General features: G+C 70.0%; 14 protein-coding genes and 1 riboswitch. Of the genes, 3 read left to right on the forward strand and 11 right to left on the reverse strand.

Annotated features, from left to right (window positions below; translation table 11 throughout):
• Positions 1 to 573 precede the first annotated feature (573 nt).
• Complete coding sequence (locus ABFO07_RS25850; RefSeq protein ID WP_060013864.1) at positions 574 to 1,521, reverse strand: helix-turn-helix domain-containing protein; 948 nt, start codon at positions 1,519 to 1,521, stop codon at positions 574 to 576.
• Between the two features lie 740 nt (positions 1,522 to 2,261).
• Between ABFO07_RS25850 and ABFO07_RS25855 the strand changes: the two genes are divergently transcribed.
• Entirely contained in the window at positions 2,262 to 3,209 is a 948-nt protein-coding gene (locus ABFO07_RS25855; protein ID WP_347468783.1) for a LysR family transcriptional regulator, read from the forward strand.
• 64 nt (positions 3,210 to 3,273) lie between these two features.
• Positions 3,274 to 3,675 carry an OsmC family protein gene (locus tag ABFO07_RS25860; RefSeq protein WP_059566215.1) on the forward strand — a complete coding sequence of 134 codons (402 nt, stop codon included), beginning with the start codon at positions 3,274 to 3,276 and terminating at the stop codon, positions 3,673 to 3,675.
• 58 nt (positions 3,676 to 3,733) lie between these two features.
• On the opposite strand, the gene ABFO07_RS25865 is transcribed toward ABFO07_RS25860, so the two are convergent.
• Positions 3,734 to 4,615 (reverse strand): Dyp-type peroxidase, encoded by an 882-nt coding sequence (locus ABFO07_RS25865; protein WP_347468784.1) that lies wholly within the window; start codon positions 4,613 to 4,615, stop codon positions 3,734 to 3,736.
• Between the two features lie 511 nt (positions 4,616 to 5,126).
• On the opposite strand from ABFO07_RS25865, the gene ABFO07_RS25870 reads away from it, so the two are divergent.
• Positions 5,127 to 6,989 (forward strand): ABC transporter ATP-binding protein, encoded by a 1,863-nt coding sequence (locus ABFO07_RS25870; protein WP_059810559.1) that lies wholly within the window; start codon positions 5,127 to 5,129, stop codon positions 6,987 to 6,989.
• A 42-nt stretch (positions 6,990 to 7,031) separates the two neighbouring features.
• Here ABFO07_RS25870 and ABFO07_RS25875 read toward each other — a convergent pair whose 3' ends face one another.
• The 9 genes from ABFO07_RS25875 to ABFO07_RS25915 form a co-directional block, all read right to left on the reverse strand.
• The gene (locus ABFO07_RS25875) at positions 7,032 to 8,276 is read right to left on the reverse strand and encodes a voltage-gated chloride channel family protein (RefSeq protein WP_347468786.1); all 1,245 of its coding nucleotides are present in this window, start codon (positions 8,274 to 8,276) and stop codon (positions 7,032 to 7,034) included.
• Positions 8,277 to 8,361: 85 nt separating this feature from the next.
• Positions 8,362 to 8,466, reverse strand: a riboswitch (Fluoride riboswitch).
• A 42-nt stretch (positions 8,467 to 8,508) separates the two neighbouring features.
• Positions 8,509 to 9,525 (reverse strand): chemotaxis response regulator protein-glutamate methylesterase, encoded by a 1,017-nt coding sequence (locus ABFO07_RS25880; protein ID WP_059923546.1) that lies wholly within the window; start codon positions 9,523 to 9,525, stop codon positions 8,509 to 8,511.
• On the reverse strand, positions 9,522 to 11,816 hold the full coding sequence (locus tag ABFO07_RS25885; RefSeq protein WP_347468787.1) for a hybrid sensor histidine kinase/response regulator: 2,295 nt from the start codon (positions 11,814 to 11,816) through the stop codon (positions 9,522 to 9,524). The genes ABFO07_RS25880 and ABFO07_RS25885 overlap by 4 nt, the downstream gene beginning before the upstream one ends.
• The gene (locus ABFO07_RS25890) at positions 11,813 to 12,511 is read right to left on the reverse strand and encodes a chemotaxis protein CheW (protein WP_059810563.1); all 699 of its coding nucleotides are present in this window, start codon (positions 12,509 to 12,511) and stop codon (positions 11,813 to 11,815) included. The genes ABFO07_RS25885 and ABFO07_RS25890 overlap by 4 nt, the downstream gene beginning before the upstream one ends.
• On the reverse strand, positions 12,508 to 13,932 hold the full coding sequence (locus ABFO07_RS25895) for a CheR family methyltransferase (protein WP_347468789.1): 1,425 nt from the start codon (positions 13,930 to 13,932) through the stop codon (positions 12,508 to 12,510). The genes ABFO07_RS25890 and ABFO07_RS25895 overlap by 4 nt, the downstream gene beginning before the upstream one ends.
• Positions 13,929 to 14,444 (reverse strand): chemotaxis protein CheW, encoded by a 516-nt coding sequence (locus ABFO07_RS25900; protein WP_059810565.1) that lies wholly within the window; start codon positions 14,442 to 14,444, stop codon positions 13,929 to 13,931. The genes ABFO07_RS25895 and ABFO07_RS25900 overlap by 4 nt, the downstream gene beginning before the upstream one ends.
• The gene (locus ABFO07_RS25905) at positions 14,441 to 16,117 is read right to left on the reverse strand and encodes a methyl-accepting chemotaxis protein (protein WP_059810566.1); all 1,677 of its coding nucleotides are present in this window, start codon (positions 16,115 to 16,117) and stop codon (positions 14,441 to 14,443) included. Before ABFO07_RS25905 ends, ABFO07_RS25900 begins: the two co-directional genes overlap by 4 nt.
• Positions 16,118 to 16,255: 138 nt before the next feature.
• Positions 16,256 to 17,356 (reverse strand): hybrid sensor histidine kinase/response regulator, encoded by a 1,101-nt coding sequence (locus ABFO07_RS25910; protein ID WP_059884398.1) that lies wholly within the window; start codon positions 17,354 to 17,356, stop codon positions 16,256 to 16,258.
• Positions 17,357 to 17,750: 394 nt separating this feature from the next.
• Positions 17,751 to 19,334: a Na+/H+ antiporter gene (locus tag ABFO07_RS25915; protein ID WP_059565181.1), complete on the reverse strand. Its 1,584-nt coding sequence runs from the start codon at positions 19,332 to 19,334 to the stop codon at positions 17,751 to 17,753.
• Positions 19,335 to 19,526: the final 192 nt, after the last annotated feature.

A 19,526-nucleotide genomic window follows, 5' to 3' on the forward strand; every position in this document is an offset into this window, starting at 1 on the left:
GCCGCGCAGCCGCGGTTCGCGACGCACGAGCGCGCCCGCGCTCCGCCCTCAGGGCGAAACGGCTTGCAATACGACGCGAGCGTTAAAGGTCAGGCGTGCATGACCCGGCGCAGTTGCGCGCGGTGCACCCCATGTCGTTGACTCGGCAGGCTGAGACTGGGCATCGACTGTGCTTCCCCGGCGTCGATCCCGCGGTTCGGATAGCGGTTCATGGCTGGTCTGGTGTTATTGATGTTAAATAAAGCGGCACATTGGTGATGCAGCACAGAACGTGCCAACAGTGAAATCCAGGATTCAACATCCTTTCGATCCTGCAGAAAGTCCCATGAAATCCGCGTTCTAGAAGAGATCCCTCAGAAACCGCTTCCGTGCCGGGGCAGCCATTTCGATTTTTGGCGGGCGGGCGTTACGTTACGCCATACGTAACGCATGACGTAACGGTCCTGCCGCCCCGGCGGTAATCGTCGGCAATGAAATTCCCGTGCGCCGCTGTGATCGCACCCCGGCGACGGCAAGAATCCGAAACGCGATCCTTGATTGCCGGCTACGTGAAACGCGTTGCCCGTCCCCGTGTCAACGCGCCAATCCGTACGATTGCGGCATCTGCGGCGCACACGCCAGTTCGACGCCGACTTTCGAAATCCGGTTGCGCTCGCGCGCGCGGAATTCGGTGGGCGACATCGCCAGGCGCTGGCGAAACAGTTTCGCCAGGCGCTCGCCGCTGCCCAGGCCGATGCGGCGTGCCACCTTGTCGGCCGGCAGGCTGGTATGGACGAGCATGTGACATGCGCGCTCGAGGCGCACGTGCAGGACGAATTCGGTCGGCGTCACGCCCACCTCCTTCTTGAAGCGCCGCAGGAAATTGCGTTCGCTCATCGCCACCGCCTGCGCGGCGCTCGCGATCGAGATCCGGCTGGTGCTCTGCGCGCGCAATTGCTGCATCGACGTGCGGATCGACGGGGTGGCGCTCAGCTCCCGGATCGCCCACATCGACTGGACGAAGCGCTCGTCGACCGGCCGCGCCACCAGGCGCGCGATGTCGTCCGCGGCGACCTCGCCGAGATCGTGCCGGAACATCTCGTGGGCTGCGGCCAGCACGTCGACGGTCTCGTTCGGCGAGCCGGCGTCCCTCGCCGCCGACACGAGGCTCGCGACGACCGGGCCCGATGCCGCGTCATCGCGCGCGGCCGACCATTTCGACGCCGCGATCGCGGTGAACTTCATCCCGTCGGCCACCCACCGGGCGCGCGCATGCACATCACGCAGCCGCCGCAGCAGCGTTTCGTTCCACGCAACGAGCGCGTGCTCGCCGTGCAGATGGAAGAACGCATAGCCGCGCTGGCCGTGCTCGTCGTCCAGCGCATCGGTCGCGATCTGCACGCCCGATGACGACTGGAGCAGCCCGCCGTTCGCCGATACGAATCGCAGCTGATAGGGCCCGCAGACAGTCTGCAGGCGATTGGCGAGATTGAACGCCTCGACCAGACGCGTGGCCTCGGCTAACGAAAATCCCGCACTCAAAAAGATGACAACTACGCGTTGATCATTTGCACCCACTTGCCAAGCCCCCAACTTTCTCTCTGCCTGCTTCTCTCTCAAACGCGCTTTTTAATTTTCAAGACTTGCGCGCGACAGTACTTTTCTAAAGCGTTCGCATCATATCTTCTGGGCTACGATTTTTGACAGTACTGTCTGAGCGCGACAGGGTTATGGCGGATTAGAACAAGCCCGCCGATTGCCCCGATTTCCCTATTGGCATCGGGATCGGCGATAAAATCCTCTATTTGACCGCCGATTAATATCCATCTAAACGAATGCGCGTCGCTCACCTGATCAAAGCGGTCCGGACGACCGTTCGATTTAACGATATCAACATTTCTTAAATCAATTTCAGTGGAATGCTTCTGTCGATTTAAAGCGACACATCCCTAGAAAATCTGACAGGGTGAGCAATCGCAAACGTTGTCGTGCCGAAAATGCCGGATATTTGCCCGCACGCCTGCGGATTGTCGGAACGCGACAGGGCCGCGGCATATCTCGCGGGTCAACGCGCCCGATATACTCGCTGCGCGCGATCGCCCGCGCCGGGATCGCATACGGATGTCACGGCAATGTGGCCTGTGCTTCGACTCCCGCCTCGTGATGTCGAAGCCATTCCGCCGACCGGCCACCGGTCGGTTTTTTTTGCTTCATCGCCACGCGCCGGGCCGCGATGCGCATCATTTAGAATCGTCGCCCACGCCCCCTCACTGCCGCGCCCCGTGCCCGCCGATCACCGCCTCGATCTCAACCTGTTCCGCGTCCTCGACGCCATCTACGTGCATGGCGGCATCAGCGCCGCCGCCCGCGCGCTGCACCTCACGCAACCCGCGGTCACGCATGCGCTCAACCGGCTGCGCGCCCATTTCGACGATCCGCTGTTCATCCGCCAGGGCAACCGCGTCGTGCCGACCGAGCGCACCCGTTCGGTGATCGCGGACGTGCAGCGCCACCTGAACGGCCTGCAGGGCGCGGCGCGCGCGCAAGCGGCGTTCGACCCGGCGACGCTCGACCTGAGCGTCACCATCGGCTGCCGCGACGTGCTCGAATCGATTGCGCTGCCGGCGCTCGTCGCCGCGCTCGCGCACGAGGCGCCGGGCCTGCAGCTCGTCAGCCGGCGCGTGCCGATCCAGGAAATCGTCCGCGGGCTCGAATCGGGCGCGCTCGATCTCGTGATCGAGCGGCGCGTGCAGGCGGGCCCGCGCATCGCGAGCGAATACCTGCTCGACGAATCGCTGGTCGTCGCGATGCGGCGCGATCATCCGCTCGCGAGCCAGCCGCTGCGGCGCCACGACTATTTCGCGGCGCGGCACGTCGCGGTGTCGTCGCTCGGCGAGCCCCAGTCGCTCGACGCGCTGCTCGGCAACGACGGCCGCTTCCGCCAGACCCAGCTCGTCTGCCAGCATTACTTCGCCGCGTGCCAGGTTGCGGCAGCGGGCGACCTGCTGCTCACGCTGCCGCGCTCGTATGCGCTGCGGATGACGGGCCTGGTGCCGCTCGCGATCCGGCCGCTGCCGCTGCGGCTGAAGCCGTTTCCGATCCTCGCGTACTGGCACGAATCGCGCGCGACGGACCACGCGCACCGCTGGTTCCGCGAACGCCTGACCGCGCTCGTGCGCGGCTGCGTGCCGGATGCGGCGGATGCGCAAGACGGCACGCCGGCTGCCTGAACGGGTATGCTGGCGGCTCCGGCCGCCGCGCGGCCGTGCCTTTTCCCGCTACCGGAGCTCCGCCATGCCGCTGATTCACGCCACCGCCGTCCTCGAAGCCGATGCGCCCGACTATGTCGTCAACCTGCAGGCGGGCGCGCATGCACTGACCGGCGACGAAGCGGAGCGCGAAGGCGGCGGGAACCGCGGGCCGGCGCCGTACGCGTTCGTGCTGGCCGGGCTCGCGCAATGCACGGCGGCGACGCTGCGCATGTACATGCAGCGCAAGGCGTGGCCGGCCGCGCGGATCGACGTGCGCACCGAGCTGCACGCCGACCGCGACGGGCTGCAGTACGTGCGCCGCGTCGTGACGGTCGACGGCCCGCTCGACGACGCGCAGCGGCAGCGTCTCGCCGAAATCAGCGAAAAGACGCCGGTCACGCTGTTCATCAAGCGCGGCACGCGCATCGAGACGACGCTGCGCTGATAAAAAAAGCGGGCCGCGCATCGCGCACGGCCCGCCCGTCACCCTTGCCGCGCAGCGCTTACAGGCCGAGCGCGGACAAATCCAGCTTGCCGCCCTTCATCGGCGGGCACCAGAAATACGCGCCCGTCAACGGCCGCGTGAAGCGAAACAGGCCGTCGACGATCCCGTCGTCGGCGCCGCTCATCCGGCGCATCTGCACGTCGAACGCGCGGAACGAACGGCCGAACGCGACGAAGTACAGGCCTGCGCGACGCGCATCCGACCACGGCGCCGAACGGCGCAGCATGAACGCTTCCGGCTCGAAGCTCTCCTGCGCGGTGCGCTTCACGTGTGCGAATTCCGGCGCGTCGTCGAGTTCCTCGTTGTCCGACTTGCGGCGCCCGACGATGTTGTCCATGTCGTCCGACGGGATGCTTTCCATCCGGTCGAAGTCGTGCAGCCATTGCTGGACCGCGACGAAGCTCGCGCCGTCGAGCCCCGCGCCCTGCCCCGACACGATCGCCGCCGCCACCGCGTCGTCGCCGGTCGGGTTCTCGGTGCCGTCCTCGTAGCCGGACAGGTCGCGATCGTTCGAATAGCGGAACGCGTCGACCGCGTCCTGCAGCGCGAACGCGGGCGCGAGCAGCCGCTCGATCGCCCGCGCGCGCAGCGTGATCTCGCCGCGATCGTCGGAGCGCAGCCAGATCCACACGTCGGCCGGCGTCGCCGGCAGCGTCCGGTCCTGCACCGCGAAGGCCGGGAACGTGGTCAGGCCGGCGATCGGGCGCCCGAGGTGCGCCGCGAGCGAATGGCCGAAGCCGACGACGGCGTCGCGCCCGTCGACGGCCTCGCGCAGCGCGGCGAGCGCCGCCGCGACGTTGGCTTGGTTGGAAATCGTGAAAGTGAGGTATCGGGCCGCCGCATCGATCGGAGCCAGAATGCCTTGCTGAACGTCGCTCATCGTTTCCCCAGGAATGTGTCGTGAATCTGCGTTTGGCCGCTTGGGCCGGCGCGCCGGGCCGCCGTCGGGCCGCCGCATCGGGCGCGCAGCCATGCAGTTTAATCGATGCGCGCGCACCCGCCGGGCGGCGCGGCGCACGCCGGATCGCTTCGAAGATTGAAACCGGGGCCGCGCCGCTGATTTAAAACGTCTCGGCGCGGCAACGTGATTCATCAGAACATTGCAGCCGATTGAATTCTGCTGATAGAATCCATTTACGTCTTTTTGACGCCTTTTCAATCATTCACTTCAGGGAGGTGCTGATGTTCCGAATGCAGTCCGCCTTCCCGAACGTGGTCCCACGGCACAGCTGATCCAGCCTGCCGTCCGCGCCGGCGCCTGACGGCCCGCGCACGTTCCCGACAGCCCGCTTGTTTCGCCCCGCGTCGCGCACGCGGCGGCCGGCTGTTGCGTTTTCGATGTTTTCCCTGACCCGGAAAGTCCCGTCGCGCGATGCGCCGGGCAACGACCCATGACCAGAAAAACCACCCAACAGGGCGACCATGCGTTCCAGGCCGTCTTCGGCTTCACCCTGCACTACTGGCGGCGGCAGCCGGCGCGCGTCGCCGCCGTCGCGGCGTTCTCGCTGCTCGCCGCGCTCGCGGACGTGCTCACGCCGCTGTTCGCCGGCCGCCTCGTCGACGCGCTCGCGCTCGGCGTCACCAACCGGGCGGCCGCGTGGCACGCGGCGCTGTCGGCGTTCGGCGTGCTCGCCGCGCTCGGCATCGGCGCGACGCTGCTGCGCCAGGGCGTCTACGTGAACATCATCGCGCTCACGCTGAAGATGATGGGCGAGATCGCGACCGCGTCGTTCCAGCGCGTGCAGCGCTTCTCGACCGACTGGCACGCGAACAACTTCGCGGGCTCGACGGTGCGCAAGATCACGCGCGGGATCTGGGCGCTCGACCTGCTGAACGACACGCTGCTGATCGCGCTGCTGCCGTCGCTGACGATCCTGGTCGGCGCGACCGTGCTGCTCGGCTCGCACTGGCCGTTGATGGGGCTCGTCGTCGGCCTCGGCTCGCTGCTGTACATCGCGGTGACGGTCGCGATGTCGCTCGGCTTCGTCGCGCCCGCCGCGCGCCTCGGCAACCTGTGGGATACGCGCATGGGCGGCTCGCTCGCGGATGCGGTGAGCTGCAACGCGGTCGTCAAGGCGTTCGGCGCGGAAGTGCGCGAGGAGGCGCGGCTGTCGCGCGTGATCGGCAAGTGGCAGAAGCGCACCCGGCGCTCGTGGCTGCGCGGCACCTTCAACGGCGGCCTGCAGGGCGCGATGCTCGTCGCGATCCAGGCGGCGATGATCGGCGTCGCGCTGAAGCTGTGGGCGAGCGGCGCAGCGAGCGTCGGCGACATCGCGTTCGCGCTGACGATGTTCTTCATGCTGCAGGGCTACCTGCGCGACGTCGGCTTTCACATCCGCAACCTGCAGCGCTCGGTGAACGACATGGAAGAACTCGTCGCGCTCGAGCGCCATCCGCTCGGCATCGACGACAAGCCGGACGCGCAGCCGATCCGCATCACGCAAGGCGAGATCCGCTTCGAGCACGTGACGTTCCGCTACGGCAACCATCCGGTCGCGCTGTACGACGACTTCTCGATGCGCATCGCGCCCGGCGAACGGGTGGGCCTGGTCGGCCACTCGGGCTCCGGCAAGACGACGTTCATCAAGCTGATCCAGCGCCTGTACGACGTCTCGGGCGGCCGCATCACGATCGACGGCCAGGACATCGCGCAGGCGCGCCAGGATTCGCTGCGCGGCCAGATCGCGATCGTCCAGCAGGAGCCGGTGCTGTTCCACCGCACGCTCGCGGAGAACATCGCGTATGCGCGCCCGGGCGCGAGCCGCGCCGACATCGAGCGCGCCGCGCGGCTGGCGAGCGCGCACGACTTCATCGCGGCGCTGCCGGACGGCTATGACACGCTGGTCGGCGAGCGCGGGATCAAGCTGTCGGGCGGCGAGCGCCAGCGTGTCGCGATCGCGCGCGCGTTCCTCGCGGATGCGCCGATCCTGATCCTCGACGAAGCGACGTCGAGCCTCGACAGCGAAAGCGAGGTGCTGATCCAGCAGGCGATGGAACGGCTGATGGAAGGCCGCACGACGCTCGTCGTCGCGCACCGGCTGTCGACCGTGCGCGCGCTCGACCGGCTGCTGGTGCTCGATCGCGGCAAGGTGATCGAGGAAGGCAGCCACGACGCGCTGATCCGGATCGACGGCGGCGTGTACCGGCGCCTGTTCGAGCGGCAGGCGCTGGAGCTCGCGAAGGGGCTCGCGGACGGCCCGCGCCGCGACGCGCTCGACGGCGCGAAGCCGCTCGGGCAGCCCGCCGAGGCCTGACGGCCGGCCCGCGCGCGGCGCCGGGGCGGCGGGCGCGGCCCGTCAGTCCCCGGCCCGCTGCGGGGCCTTTTCGACCGCGACGCGCTGCGCGCGATAAATTCCCGCGTGCCCCGAAAACAGATACGCGACCACGCACGCGACCATCGCATACACGCCGATATCCGCGCCGAACAGCTCGATCGCCATGATCGTCGACGCGATCGGCGTGTTGGCCGCGCCTGCGAACACCGCGACGAAGCCGAGCCCCGCGAGCACCGGCACCGGCACCGGCAGCGCGAGCACCTGGCCCAGCGCATTGCCGAGCGTCGCGCCGATATAGAACAGCGGCGTCACTTCCCCGCCCTTGAAGCCCGACGCGAGCGTGACGACGGTGAACGCGAACTTGCCCGCGAAATCGTACAGCGGCAGCGGGCCGCGAAACGCCGCCTCGATCGTCGGGATGCCGAGGCCGAGATACTGCGGCACGTTCAGCACGGTGGCGGCCACCGCGACGAGCACGCCGCCGAGCACCGGCTGCAGCGGCGCATAGCGCACGACGCGCCGGAACCACGCGGTCAGCGCGTGCGTCGCCTGCGCGAACAGCCGCCCCACCACGCCGAACGCGATGCCCGCGACGACCGTTGCCGCCAGCCCCGTCGCCGACACGGCCGGCACGAACGGAATCGCATAGGCCGTGTGATGCACGCCCCACGCGCGGCACACGACGTCCGCGACGATCGCCGACGCGACGCAGGCGAGCAGCGCGTCGTAGCGCACGCGCCCGATCGCGAGCACCTCGAGCCCGAACACCGCGCCGGCGAGCGGCGTGCCGAACACCGACGCGAAGCCGGCCGCGATCCCGCCCATCAGCAGCACGCGCCGGTGCTCGCGGTCCAGCCGGAACGCATGCGTGACGCGATCGGCGAGCGCGCCGCCCATCTGCACGGCCGTGCCCTCGCGCCCGGCCGAGCCGCCGAACAGGTGCGTGACGACGGTCGCGACGAGCACGAGCGGCGCCATCCGCTTCGGCACGAGCGCCGTCGGGTCGTGGATCTCGTCGATCAGCAGGTTGTTGCCGCGTGCGACCGACTGGCCGAAGCGATGGTAGATCCAGCCGGTCGCGAAACCGGCGGCCGGCAGCCCCCACAGCAGCCACGGATGCGCGACGCGCGTGCCGGTGGCCCAATCGAGCGCGATCAGGAACAGCGCGGACGCCGAGCCGGCCAGCGCGCCGAGCAGCGCCGAGAGCGCGAGCCAGCGGCGCACGTAGCGCACGGTCGCGAGGAAGTCGGCAGAAGTGTTGAACATCGGGTGATTTCCAGGTTCGACGGAACATCAAACCCGGGCGGCAGGAGGATACCGCGTGGACGGCCTGCGACCTCCTGAAACCCAGGAACACGCAGGCATCATCAGCCGGTCGACCGGCGGTTGAGAGCTTGTGCCGGCTCGTTGCGAGCGGGCCCGGGCCCCGGGGAGGCATGCCATCTCCGAAGCGCGCATTCTACGCGACGGCCGGCGCCGCGCGCAACGTGCCGCGCGCTCAGCGCCGCGGCGGGCACGTCACGCGCGCGACCAGCTGCGGCGCGATCTGCTCGAGCGGCAGGATCGCGCTCGCCGCGCCGATCGCGGCGGCCGCCTTCGGCATCCCGTAGACGGCGCTCGTCGCCGCGTCCTGCGCGATCGTGTAGCAGCCCTTCGCGCGCATCGCCTTCAGGCCGAGCGCGCCGTCGCGCCCCATGCCCGTCAGCAGCACGCCGATCGCGTCGCCCTGCCAGCCGTCGACGACGCTGTTGAAGAACACGTCGACCGACGGCCGGTACGGCGTGTCGGCCGGATGCCGCGTATAGGCGAGCACGCCGCGCGGCGTCAGGATCAGGTGATCGTTGGTCGCCGCGAGCAGCACCTCGCCGCGGCGCGGCACGGCGCCCGGCCGCGCGACGCACACCGGCAACCGCGTATGGCCGTCGAGCCATTTCGCCATGCCGAGCGCGAACGCCTGGTCGACGTGCTGGACGATCACGATCGCCGCCGGGAAATCCGCCGGCAGCGCGCGCAGCAGCGCGGTGAGCGCGGTCGGCCCGCCCGCCGACGCGCCGATCGCCACCAGCGCCGGCTGGCCGCGCACCGGCGCCGGCTTGGGCGGCGCGAAGGACGGCGGGCGGCTTTCGAGCAGCCGGCCGATCTGGTCGATCTTCGCGAGCAGCGGCTGCGCCGCGTCGCCGCCCAGGCCGAGCGCCAGCGTCGGCGTATCGACCGCGTCCAGCGCGCCCGCGCCCATCGCCTCGTAGACCGACGACGTGCTCGCGCTGACGGACGCGGTCACGACCAGGATCGCGCACGGCGCGCGCGCCATGATGCGGCGCGTCGCGGCCACGCCGTCGAGCTTCGGCATCACCAGGTCCATCAGCACGATGTCGGGCGGCTGCGCGACGCAGAAATCCACGGCCTCGTCGCCGTCGGTCGCGACCCACAGCACGCGATGATCGGGCCGCAGCGCGAGCACGCGGCGCAGCGCCTCGACCGCGAGCGGCATATCGTTGACGATGCCGATGTTCATCCGCGGGCGTCCCCGATCAGGTCGCGCACCGCATCGAGCAGCGCCTCGTCGTGGAAGCTGCCCTTCGCGAGGTAATAGTCGGCGCCGGCATCGAGCCCGCGGCGGCGATCCTCGTCGCGGTCCTTGTACGACACGATCATCACCGGCACGCGCTTGAGCTGCGGATCGCTCTTGATCAGCGTGACGAGCTCGATGCCATCCATGCGCGGCATGTCGACGTCGGTGACCACGAGGTCGAACGCTTCGCTGCGCACCGCGTTCCAGCCGTCCATCCCGTCCACCGCGATCGTCACGTCGTAGCCGCGCTTTTCCAGCAGCTTGCGTTCGAGCTCGCGCACCGTCAGCGAATCGTCGACCACCAGCACGCGCCGGCGGCGCTCCGCGAGCGCATGCTGCGGGTCGCGCACCAGGTTCGCGAGCTGCCCGCCGCGCACGAGCTTGTCGACCGAGCGGATCATGTCCTCGACATCGACGATCAGCACCGGGTCGCCGTTCTCGAGCAGCGCGCCCGCCGCGATGTTCTGGATCTTGTGCAGCCGGCCGTCGAGCGGCTGCACCACGAGCATCCGCTCGCCGAGGAAGCGGTCGACCGCGACGCCGTACAGCTCCGGCTCGCCGCCGACCACGATCACCGCGGCGTGCGCACGCGACACGTCGGGCTCGCCCGCGTCGAGCAGCTGATGCGCGGCGACGAGCCCGACGCGCCGGCCGTCGAACGGGAAATGCGGCTGCCCTTCGAGCACGTCGATCTCGGCGCGGTCGAGCTCGAGCGTGCGGCGCACGTGCGCGAGCGGGAACGCGTACGGCTCGCCGCCGACCTCGACCAGCAGGCTGCGGATCACCGACAGCGTGAGCGGCAGCTGCAGCACGAAGCGCATGCCCGCGCCCGGCTCGTTGAAGATCCGCACCGCGCCGCGCACGCCGCGCACCATCTCCTGCACCGCATCGAGGCCGACGCCCCGGCCCGATACGTCGGTCACCGCGTCGCGCATCGAGAAGCCGGGCAGCAGCAGGAATTCGAGCAGCTCCTGGTCGGACAGCCGCGCGGCCGTCTCGTCGTCGGTCAGGCGCTGGCGCACCACCGCCGCGCGCAGCGCATCGAAATCGGCGCCCGGCCCGTCGTCGCTGACGCTGACGAGCAGCGACCCGGCGCTGTGGCGCGCCTCGAGCGTCACGCTCGCGGCGGCCGGCTTGCCGCGCGCACGCCGCACGTCGGGCGGCTCGACGCCGTGGTCGATCGCGTTGCGCAGCAGATGGCCGAGCGGCGCGTCGAGCAGATCGAGGATGTCGCGGTCGACCTGGGTCGCCTCGCCGACGATCGAGAACCGCACCTGCTTGCCGAGCGAGCGCGCGAGATCGCGGACGACGCGCGGGTAGGCGCGCGTCGCGTCGCCGAACGGCCGCATCCGGCACTGCAGCGCCTCGTCGTACAGCTGCCCGGCGAGATGCGTGCTGCGCCGCTCGAAGCGGTCGAGCGCGTCCATCCGTTCCGCGAACGCGCGCTGCAGGTCGTTGAGCATGTGCCGCACTTCGTTCAGCGACGCGAGCGCGCCCGTGTCGAGCGTGTCGGTGAAGCGCTCGACCAGCCCGTCGAGCGAACGCGCGGCGTCGCGCTGCGCGCGCTTCACGCGCAGCATCGATTCGGCGAACGGCTTGAGCCAGCGCGATTCGACCAGCGATTCGCCGGACAAGCTCAGCAGGCGGTCCAGGCTGTCCGCGCGCACCCGGCGCATCGCGCCCGCGCCGCGCGCGGGCTGCGCCGGTTCGGCGGCGGCGGCGGCAGCGGCGGCGGCGCCCGGCGCGAGCATCGCGTCATCCGCTTGCGCCACGTCGCGCGCGGGCGGCTCGGGATCGGCCGGCGCAGGCGCCAACGTTTGCGCCACCGCCTGCACCGCGCCCGGATCGCCCGCGCCTGCCAGCGCCGCGACGAACGCATCGATCTCGGCCGGCGAGACCGGCTGCGCGTGCGGATCGGCGACCCGCACGAGCAGATCGACGCCGGCCAGCAGCGCATCGACGTGCGCGGCCGTCAGCGCCGCCGTGCCGCGCTGCACGGCGACGAAACATTCCTCCATCCACCCGGCGATGTCGACGCCTTGCGGCACGCCGACGATGCGCGCCGCGCCCTTCAGCGAGTGCGCGGCGCGCATGCAGGCCTCGAGCGCCGCGGCGTCGGGCGCGCCGGATTCGAGCGCGAGCAGCCGCTCGGACAGCGCGTGGGTCTGCGTGCGCGTCTCCTCGCGATACAGTTCGAGCAGCGACAGGCGGCTCAGGTCATCGTCCACGCTCATCGCATGCTCCGCGTCACGGCATCGAACAGGCGGTCGTCGTCGAGCAGGCCGATCGACTTGCCGCGCCACGCCAGCACGCCGCGCGACAGGCCGGCGCTCGCGCGCCCGACCGTCGCGGGCACCGGCACCCACTCCGACGCGCCGAAGCGCAGCACGCCCTCCACTTCGTCGACCGGGAACACGACCGGCTCGCCCCGATGCGCGGCGACCAGCAACCGCGTGAAGCCGCCGCCCGCGCCATCGCCCGCCGTGCCGATGCCGAGCAGCGCGCCGAGCGAGATCGCAATGCGCAGCGTGCCGCGGATATTGACGACGCCGCGCACGGCCGGATGGCGACGGTGCGGCAGCGAATGGATCGGGCGCGTATCGGCGATCTCGTGCAGCACGCCGATCGGCAGCGCGAGCCATTCGTCGCCGACGCGGAACGCGAGCGCCGCCTGCCGCGTGTCGACGCAGGCCTCGCCGCGCGCATGCGCCGCGTCGCGCGCGCCCATGCGGCGCGCGGCGTCGGCCAGCTCGGCGCCGTCGAGCGGCCGCTCGAGCAGCTTCGCCGCGTGACGCGCGTAGACCGGGCAATTCAGGCAGCGCTGATAGTCGTTCAGCCGCTCGCAAGTCCGGTCGCCCCGCGTGCCGATCCGGTTCCAGCAATCGTCGACATCGATCGTCAGGTCGGTGGGGTCTGCGACGTCGCTCATCTTGTCCTCGTGTCATGCAGGCGTGTGTGCTGCGCGACGCCCGCGTCGAATTCTCCGGCCGTGCGCCGCGCGCGCTCGAGCAGCCATTGCGCGCGGGCGCCGTCGCCGCCCGCGTCGAGCAGCGTCGCGAGATGCGTCAGCGCCTCGTGGTGCGTCGGCCGCAGGTACAGCGCCTTGCGGTAGAAGTCGCTCGCTTCCGCGGTTCGCCCCCGCGCATCGGCGATCAGCCCGTGCAGGCAGTACGCGTCCGCATGCGGCCCGGCCTGCGCGATGAATCGTTCGAGCGCGCGCTCGGCTTCGTCGAACGCGCCCGCGTTCGCGAGCGCCTGCGCGTGTTCGAGCGTCGGCGCGGCGGCGCCGGAGGCGTCCGGGCCGGCCTCCGCCATGCCCGCTTCCGCATGGCGCGACGGCGCGGCGGCGGGCGCGATCGGCCGCGCGGTGTCGGCGAACCACGCGGGCGTCGCCCGCGGCACCGCGACGCGCGCGGCGGCATCCCGGTCGGACCGCCAGCGCGGCACCGCCGGCGCCGGCGGCACGGCCGGCAGCGCCGCCGCGAGCCCGTCGGCCAGCCGTTCGGCGGCGCTTGCGCGCTGGAATGCGAACGCGAGCGGAATCCGCGCGGAACGCAGCCCGTGCCGCATCGCGACGCCGGTCTCCGCCGGGCCGACGAACAGCATCCCGTCGTCCGCCAGGCTGCGTTCCAGCGAGCGGATCACGCGATCCTGCGCGTCGCGGTCGAAGTAGATCAGCACGTTGCGGCAGAACACGAAGTCGTAGCGCGCGCCCGGGTCGCCCAGCGGCTCGATCAGGTTCGCGCGCCGGAACTGCACGCACGCGCGCACGCGATCGTCGAGCAGCCAGCCGTCCGCCGCCGGCGTGAAATGCCGCGCGCGAAACCCCGTCGCGGCGCCCCGGAACGCGTTGCGCCCGTAGCGGCCGAGCCGCGCATGGTCGAGCGCCTTGTCGCTCAGGTCGATCGCGTCGATCGTGAAATGCGCGGGATCGAGCCCCGCGTCGAGCAGCGCCATCGCCGCCGAGAACGGCTCCTCGCCGCTCGAGCACGGCGCGCTCAGCACCCGCACGACGTGCGCGGGCCGCACGGCGCGCCGCTCGACCGCGAGCCGCGCCAGCGTCGCGAACGCCTCGCGGTCGCGGAAGAACCAGGTTTCCGGCACGACGAACAGCTCGATCAGCGCGCGCCGTTCGTCGGCGCTCGCGTTCAGGTGCTGCCAGTACGCGTCGAGCGCGTCCGCGGACACCGGCGCGCGGGCGACCGGCGCCATCCGTTCGCCCTGCGCCGCCCGCGTCGCGTGAATGCGCTCGGTCAGCGCGCGCATCAGGAAATCGTTGCCGAGCGAAGCGGGATCGATGCCGGTTTCGCGCAGCAGCCACGTACGAAAACGCCACTCGGGATGACTCATGCCGGCGCTCCCTCGTGGGCGGACGGTTCGTCGAACAGATGCAGCCCCGCGACCGCGTCGATCATGTCGCGCACCGACACCTGCTGCACGATGCCGTCCGGCGTGTTGGCGACCGGGCCGAGCCAGCGCGTGCGCGGCGTCGCGACGCCGGTCGCGCGAAACGCGGCGCGGTCGATCCGCATCGTCTGCGTCGCGCGCTCGACGATCAGCCCGAACACGCGCTCGCGTGCGGCCGCGTCGTCCGGGCGATGCCGGACCATCACGAGCCGCGTCGAGCGCAGCGCGTGCGCGGGCCGGCCGAGCGCGAGCATCGGCACGTCGATCACCGGCACCGGCACGCCGTCGCGCATCAGCAGCCCGGCGACCCACGGCGGCGCGCCGGGCACCGCCTTCGCGGCCGCGAGCGGCAGCACCGCATCGATCGTGGCCGCGTCGAGCGCATAGCGTTCGCCGTCCAGCTCGAACAGCAGGAACAGCGCGTGCGCGCCGTGCTGGGCGTCCGCGCGAATCACGCGTCGACCTTGAAGCGCGACACGCTGGTGCGCAGCTGGTTCGCGACGAGCGTCAGGTCGTCGATCGCCTGCGACGACTGGCGCAGCGATTCGGCCGTCTGCTGCGCGGCCTCAGACAATTGCGACAGCGCCTGCGTGATCTGTTCCGCGCCGGTCGCCTGCGTCTGCATCCCTTCGTTGACCATCTGGAAGCGCGGCGCGAGCGTCTGGACCTCGGCGATGATCTGCGACAGCTGGCCGCCCACCTGCTGCACGTCGCGCATCCCGCGGCGCACTTCCTCCGAGAACTTGTCCATGCCCATCACGCCGGCCGACACGGCCGACTGGATCTCCTTCACCGTCTGCTCGATGTCGTAGGTCGCCACGGCGGTCTGATCGGCGAGCCGGCGGATCTCGGTCGCGACCACCGCGAAGCCGCGGCCGTATTCGCCGGCCTTCTCGGCCTCGATCGCCGCGTTCAGCGACAGCAGGTTGGTCTGGTCGGCCACCTTGGTGATCGTCGCGACGACCTGGTTGATGTTGAGCGCCTTTTCGTTGAGGATCGCGAGCTTCGCGTTCACCGAGCCGGCCGCGTCCATCACGCTGCGCATCGTCTCGCCCATCCGCGTGAGCCCGCTCTGGCTCACGCCGGCGAGCGTCGCCGACTGCTCGGCCACGCCCGCCACCTCGTTCATCGTGCGCAGCAGGTCGCGCGACGTCGCGAAGATCTCGCGGGACGTCGCGCCGATTTCGGTGGTCGTCGCCGCCGTTTCGTTCGCGGTGGCCTGCTGCTCGCGCGACGTTGCCGCGATCTCGGCGACCGACGTCGTCACCTGCAGCGACGACTGCTGCGCGCGCGCGACGAGCTCGGTCAGCTCGTCGGCCATCCGGTTGAAGCCCGTCTCGAGCGTGCCGAATTCGTCGCGCCGGTTCAGCGCGAGGCGCTGCGTCAGGTTGCCGGTGCGCATCACGTCGTGCACGTCGACGAGCCGCGCCATCGGCACCGTGATCGCGCGGAACAGCGCATAGCCGAGCCCGAGCGCGGCCAGCAGCACGATGGTCAGCGCAACCGCCACCACGATCTCGGTGCCCTGCACGGATTCGCGGATCAGCTTCGCGGACTGGTCCGCGAACGCGCGGTTCTCCTGCACCAGCGAGTTCGCGTTGCGCACCACCTCCGTCCACAGCGGCCGCACGTTCGCATACGCGGCGACCGCTTCGGCGTGCGACCCGTGGCTCTTCTGCACGGCGTCGTTGAGCAGCGGCAGATAGCGGTCGTACGCGGCGCGGAACGTCGTGAAGCGCGCGCGGTCGTCTTCGCGGAACGTCGAGTTCTGGTAGTCGACCGACAGCTTGTCGATGTCCTTCACCACGTCGGCGATCCGCGCGAGCTCGCGGCGTGCCGCTTCCGGGTCCGTCTCGACGAAGGTCGCCTGCTGCAGCAGCATGAACGATTCGTTGACCGACGCGCGCAGCGACGACGCGAGATACACGCCCGGCAGCGAGTCGCGCTCGATGCTGACGGCCTCGGCGTCGATCGCGCGCAGGCGTTCGTACGACAGCCCGGCCGTCAGCAGCATCAGCACGAACAGCACGCCGAAGCTGAGCAGGATGCGGTTGCCGAGCGTCAGCCGGGCGGCGCCGATCGTCGGATGCAAGCTTTCATTGGTCGCGCGGGGCGTCACGGTGGCCATGTTCGTTATGGACTTTCAGAGTCTGCGTTGAAAAAAGGTTCGCGCCGGCCGGCGCCCGCGGGTGGCGGTGCGACAGGGACGCATGGGATACCGGCGTTGCCGCCGGGTGCCGCCCGCCCTGCCGGGCGATGCGCGGCGTCAGCGTTCGGGCTGGGCGGGCTGGGCCGGCAGCCGCAGCGCGACCATGAAGCCGCGTTCGGTATCGCGCATCAGGATCTGGCCGCGATGCCGCGCCGCCGTCGCGCGCACGAACGCCAGCCCGAGGCCGAAGCCGCCGCGCGCCGCGCCGTGCGCGGGCTCGAGCCGGACGAACGATTCCGTCGCCGTCGCGCGCTGCGTCTGCGCGATTCCGCCGCCGGCGTCCTCGACGCCGATCAGCCACGCGCCGTCCTCGCCCGCCAGCGTGCAGTGCACGTCGGCGCCGGCCGGGCCGTACTTCAGCGCGTTGTCGATCAGGTTGGCGACCGCGCGCGTCAGCATCATCCGGTCGCCCATCGTCACGCACTCGGCCGCCGGCACCTGCGCGACCACCCGGCTGCCGAACCCGGCCGCTTTTTCCCACAGCTGGTCGACCGCGTCGAGCACGATCTCGTTGAGGCTCACGACCTCGTGCGCGCGGCGCTCCGACTGCGCGCGGGTCAGGTGGATGAAGCCGTCGGCGAGCGCGAGCGCGCGCCGCGCGTGGCCCGCGATCCGCGCCATGATCGGCGGCATGTCGCCGTGCTCGGCGCGGTAGACGTCCAGCAGCGCGAGGATCGACGTCTGCGGCGAACGCATGTCGTGCGACAGGAAATCGAGCGCTTCGTCGCGCTGGCGGGACATCAGGTAGGAATTCGAATGGTAGCGAATGCGCGCCGTCAGCTCCATCGCATCGGGCAGCTTGACGAGATAGTCGTTCGCGCCGGCGACGAACGCCTCGCGCTTGACGACCGGCTCCTCCTTCGCGGAGAGCACGATGATCGGCACGCGCGCGGTGGCCGCGTCCGCGCGCCACGCGCGCACGAGATCGAGGCCGTCGATGTCCGGCATCACGAGATCCTGGAGGATCACCGTCGGCTTCACGTCGCGCGCGACGACCATCGCCTGCTGCGCGTCGGTGCAAACATGCAGATCGATGTCATGTTCGCTGCGCAGCGCGCGGCGGATCACTTCGCCGACGAACGCCTGATCGTCGACGAGCAGGACCGATAAGCCGGATTCAAAACAGTCCGGCGTATTTTCATCGATCGATTCTTTCATAAACACTGTTTCAAAAGCGGAGTCTCCACTCGATTATTTCGCGAGAGTTGTTTATCCGATTTAAACGCTATCTCATATTTACAGAAGATCGATCCCCCTGTAATCGCCGAACCGGCTTGCCGGCGCTGCCGCACGGGGTTTCGGAAATCGACTTTTCCCATTGACGCTCGTGCGCATTGAGCGGCTTCTCTCAATAAAGATAGGCAGCCGATTCTAAATGAAATTGGAGAAAAGCATCCATCTCTGCCCCATTTAGTTTTGCCAAATAAGCAAATTGATCCGGGGTGCGATAAATCCGATCATTGCCGGGGCGCGAAAGCGCGCATGCCGGTGCAACATGCGCGCGAATGTTTGCATGCGCTGCAAACAGCGGGGCGAGGCGCCCGGATGCCGCTCATCCGCGCGCGTGGTGCGCGGACACTTCCTGCAGGTCGAGATCGCGTTCGAGCGCATGCAGCATCTCGTCGTGGATGCAGCCCGAACGATGCAGGCGCAACAGCTCCGCGCGGCCGGCCGCGATCGCGGCCAGCACGACGTCGTAGTGCGCGGCGCGCGCGCTGTCCGGAAACGCGGGCTCGTCCTGCAGGCGCGCGGTCAGCTCCGCGCGGTACGTGTACTGCTCGAGCAGGCGCGGATGGATCACGACGCCGTTCTCGTCGCGCACGAGCGGCTGGATCGCGGCGAGCTGCGCCGCCTCGACGCGCGCCCACGCCTGCGGCTCGCTCAGGTGATGCGCGGCGTGCCCGTGCTGCTGCGGCAGGCGCAGCAGCCGGATCAGCGGGCCGATCGTCGTGCCCTGCAGCAGCACGGTGACGAGAATCACCGCGAATGCGGCCACCAGGATCAGGTCGCGGCCCGGCATCGTGTCGGGCAGCGACAGCGCGACCGCGAGCGTGACGACGCCGCGCATCCCGGCCCAGCTCATCACCGTCGCGGCCTTCCAGTCCGGCCGGCACGCGCTGCGCGTGAACCAGCGGGTCGGCCATTTCAGCACCTCGACCGCGTAGATCCACAGGAAGCGCGACACGACCACCGCGGCCAGCACCGCGAGCACGGCCGGCATCATCGTGCCGAGCACCTGCTCGAAGCCGCCGAGCCGGTGCACCACGCCGCGCAGCGAGAGCCCGATCAGCACGAACACGAGCGCCTCGAGCAGGAACACGATCACCTGCCAGAACGCGGTGGCGCGCGTGCGCACCGCGGCCGAGAACACTTCGTGCTGGTGCCAGCCGAAGATCATCCCCGCCGTCACCGTCGCGATCACGCCGGACACCTCCAGCATTTCGCCGGCGATGTACGCGATCCACCCGGCGAGCACCGCGACGGTCACCACGAGGTAGTCGTCGTCGAGCTTCTTCAGGAACCACACGACGAGCCGGCCGACGATGAAACCGACCACGACGCCGCCGAGCCCGAGCTCCGCGAAACGCAGCACCGCGTGTTGAAGGCTGAACGCGCCGGTCAGCGCGGCGGCAACCGCGAAGCGGAACAGCACGAGGCCCGCCGCGTCGTTCAGCAGGCTTTCGCCTTCGAGCAGCACCATCAGCCGGCGCGGCAGCGCGACGCGTTCGAGCACGGCCTTCGCCGCGACCGCGTCGGGCGGCGACACGATCGCGCCGAGCGTGAAGCACGCGGCCCACGGCAGCGACGGCACGGCCCAGTGCACGGCCAGCCCGACCGCGAGCGTCGTGAACACCACCGCGCCGATCGCGAGCAGCAGGATGCCGCCGACGTTGCGCTTGAACTCCTCCCACACGGAGAAATACGCGCCGTCCATCAGCAGCGGCGGCAGGAACACCACCAGCACCAGGTCGGGGTCGAGGTTGATCGGCGGCAGGCCGGGAATGAACGCGATGCCGACGCCGCCGACCAGCAGCGCGGCGGCGGGCGGCAGCCGCAACCGCTTCGCGATGCATTCGAGCGCGACGATCGCGAGGAAAGACAACAGGACCAGCTTGAATGCCGATACGGGGGACATGAACCGACCTCGTGAAGAATGAATCCGCGGGCGTCCCGGAGTCGTACCCCGGTCGGCCGTTTGGCGCGATTACATCACGATGCCGCGCCCGCAGTCGAGGGCGTTCGGCACGCCGGCGCGCGGCGGACGCGCGCTGCCCGTTGCCGCACATGCATCCTCCGCGCGGCCTCCGCCGACGTGAAAACGGCACGC

It is taken from the genome of Burkholderia stagnalis, from assembly GCF_039848545.1.
Lineage (GTDB): Bacteria > Pseudomonadota > Gammaproteobacteria > Burkholderiales > Burkholderiaceae > Burkholderia > Burkholderia stagnalis.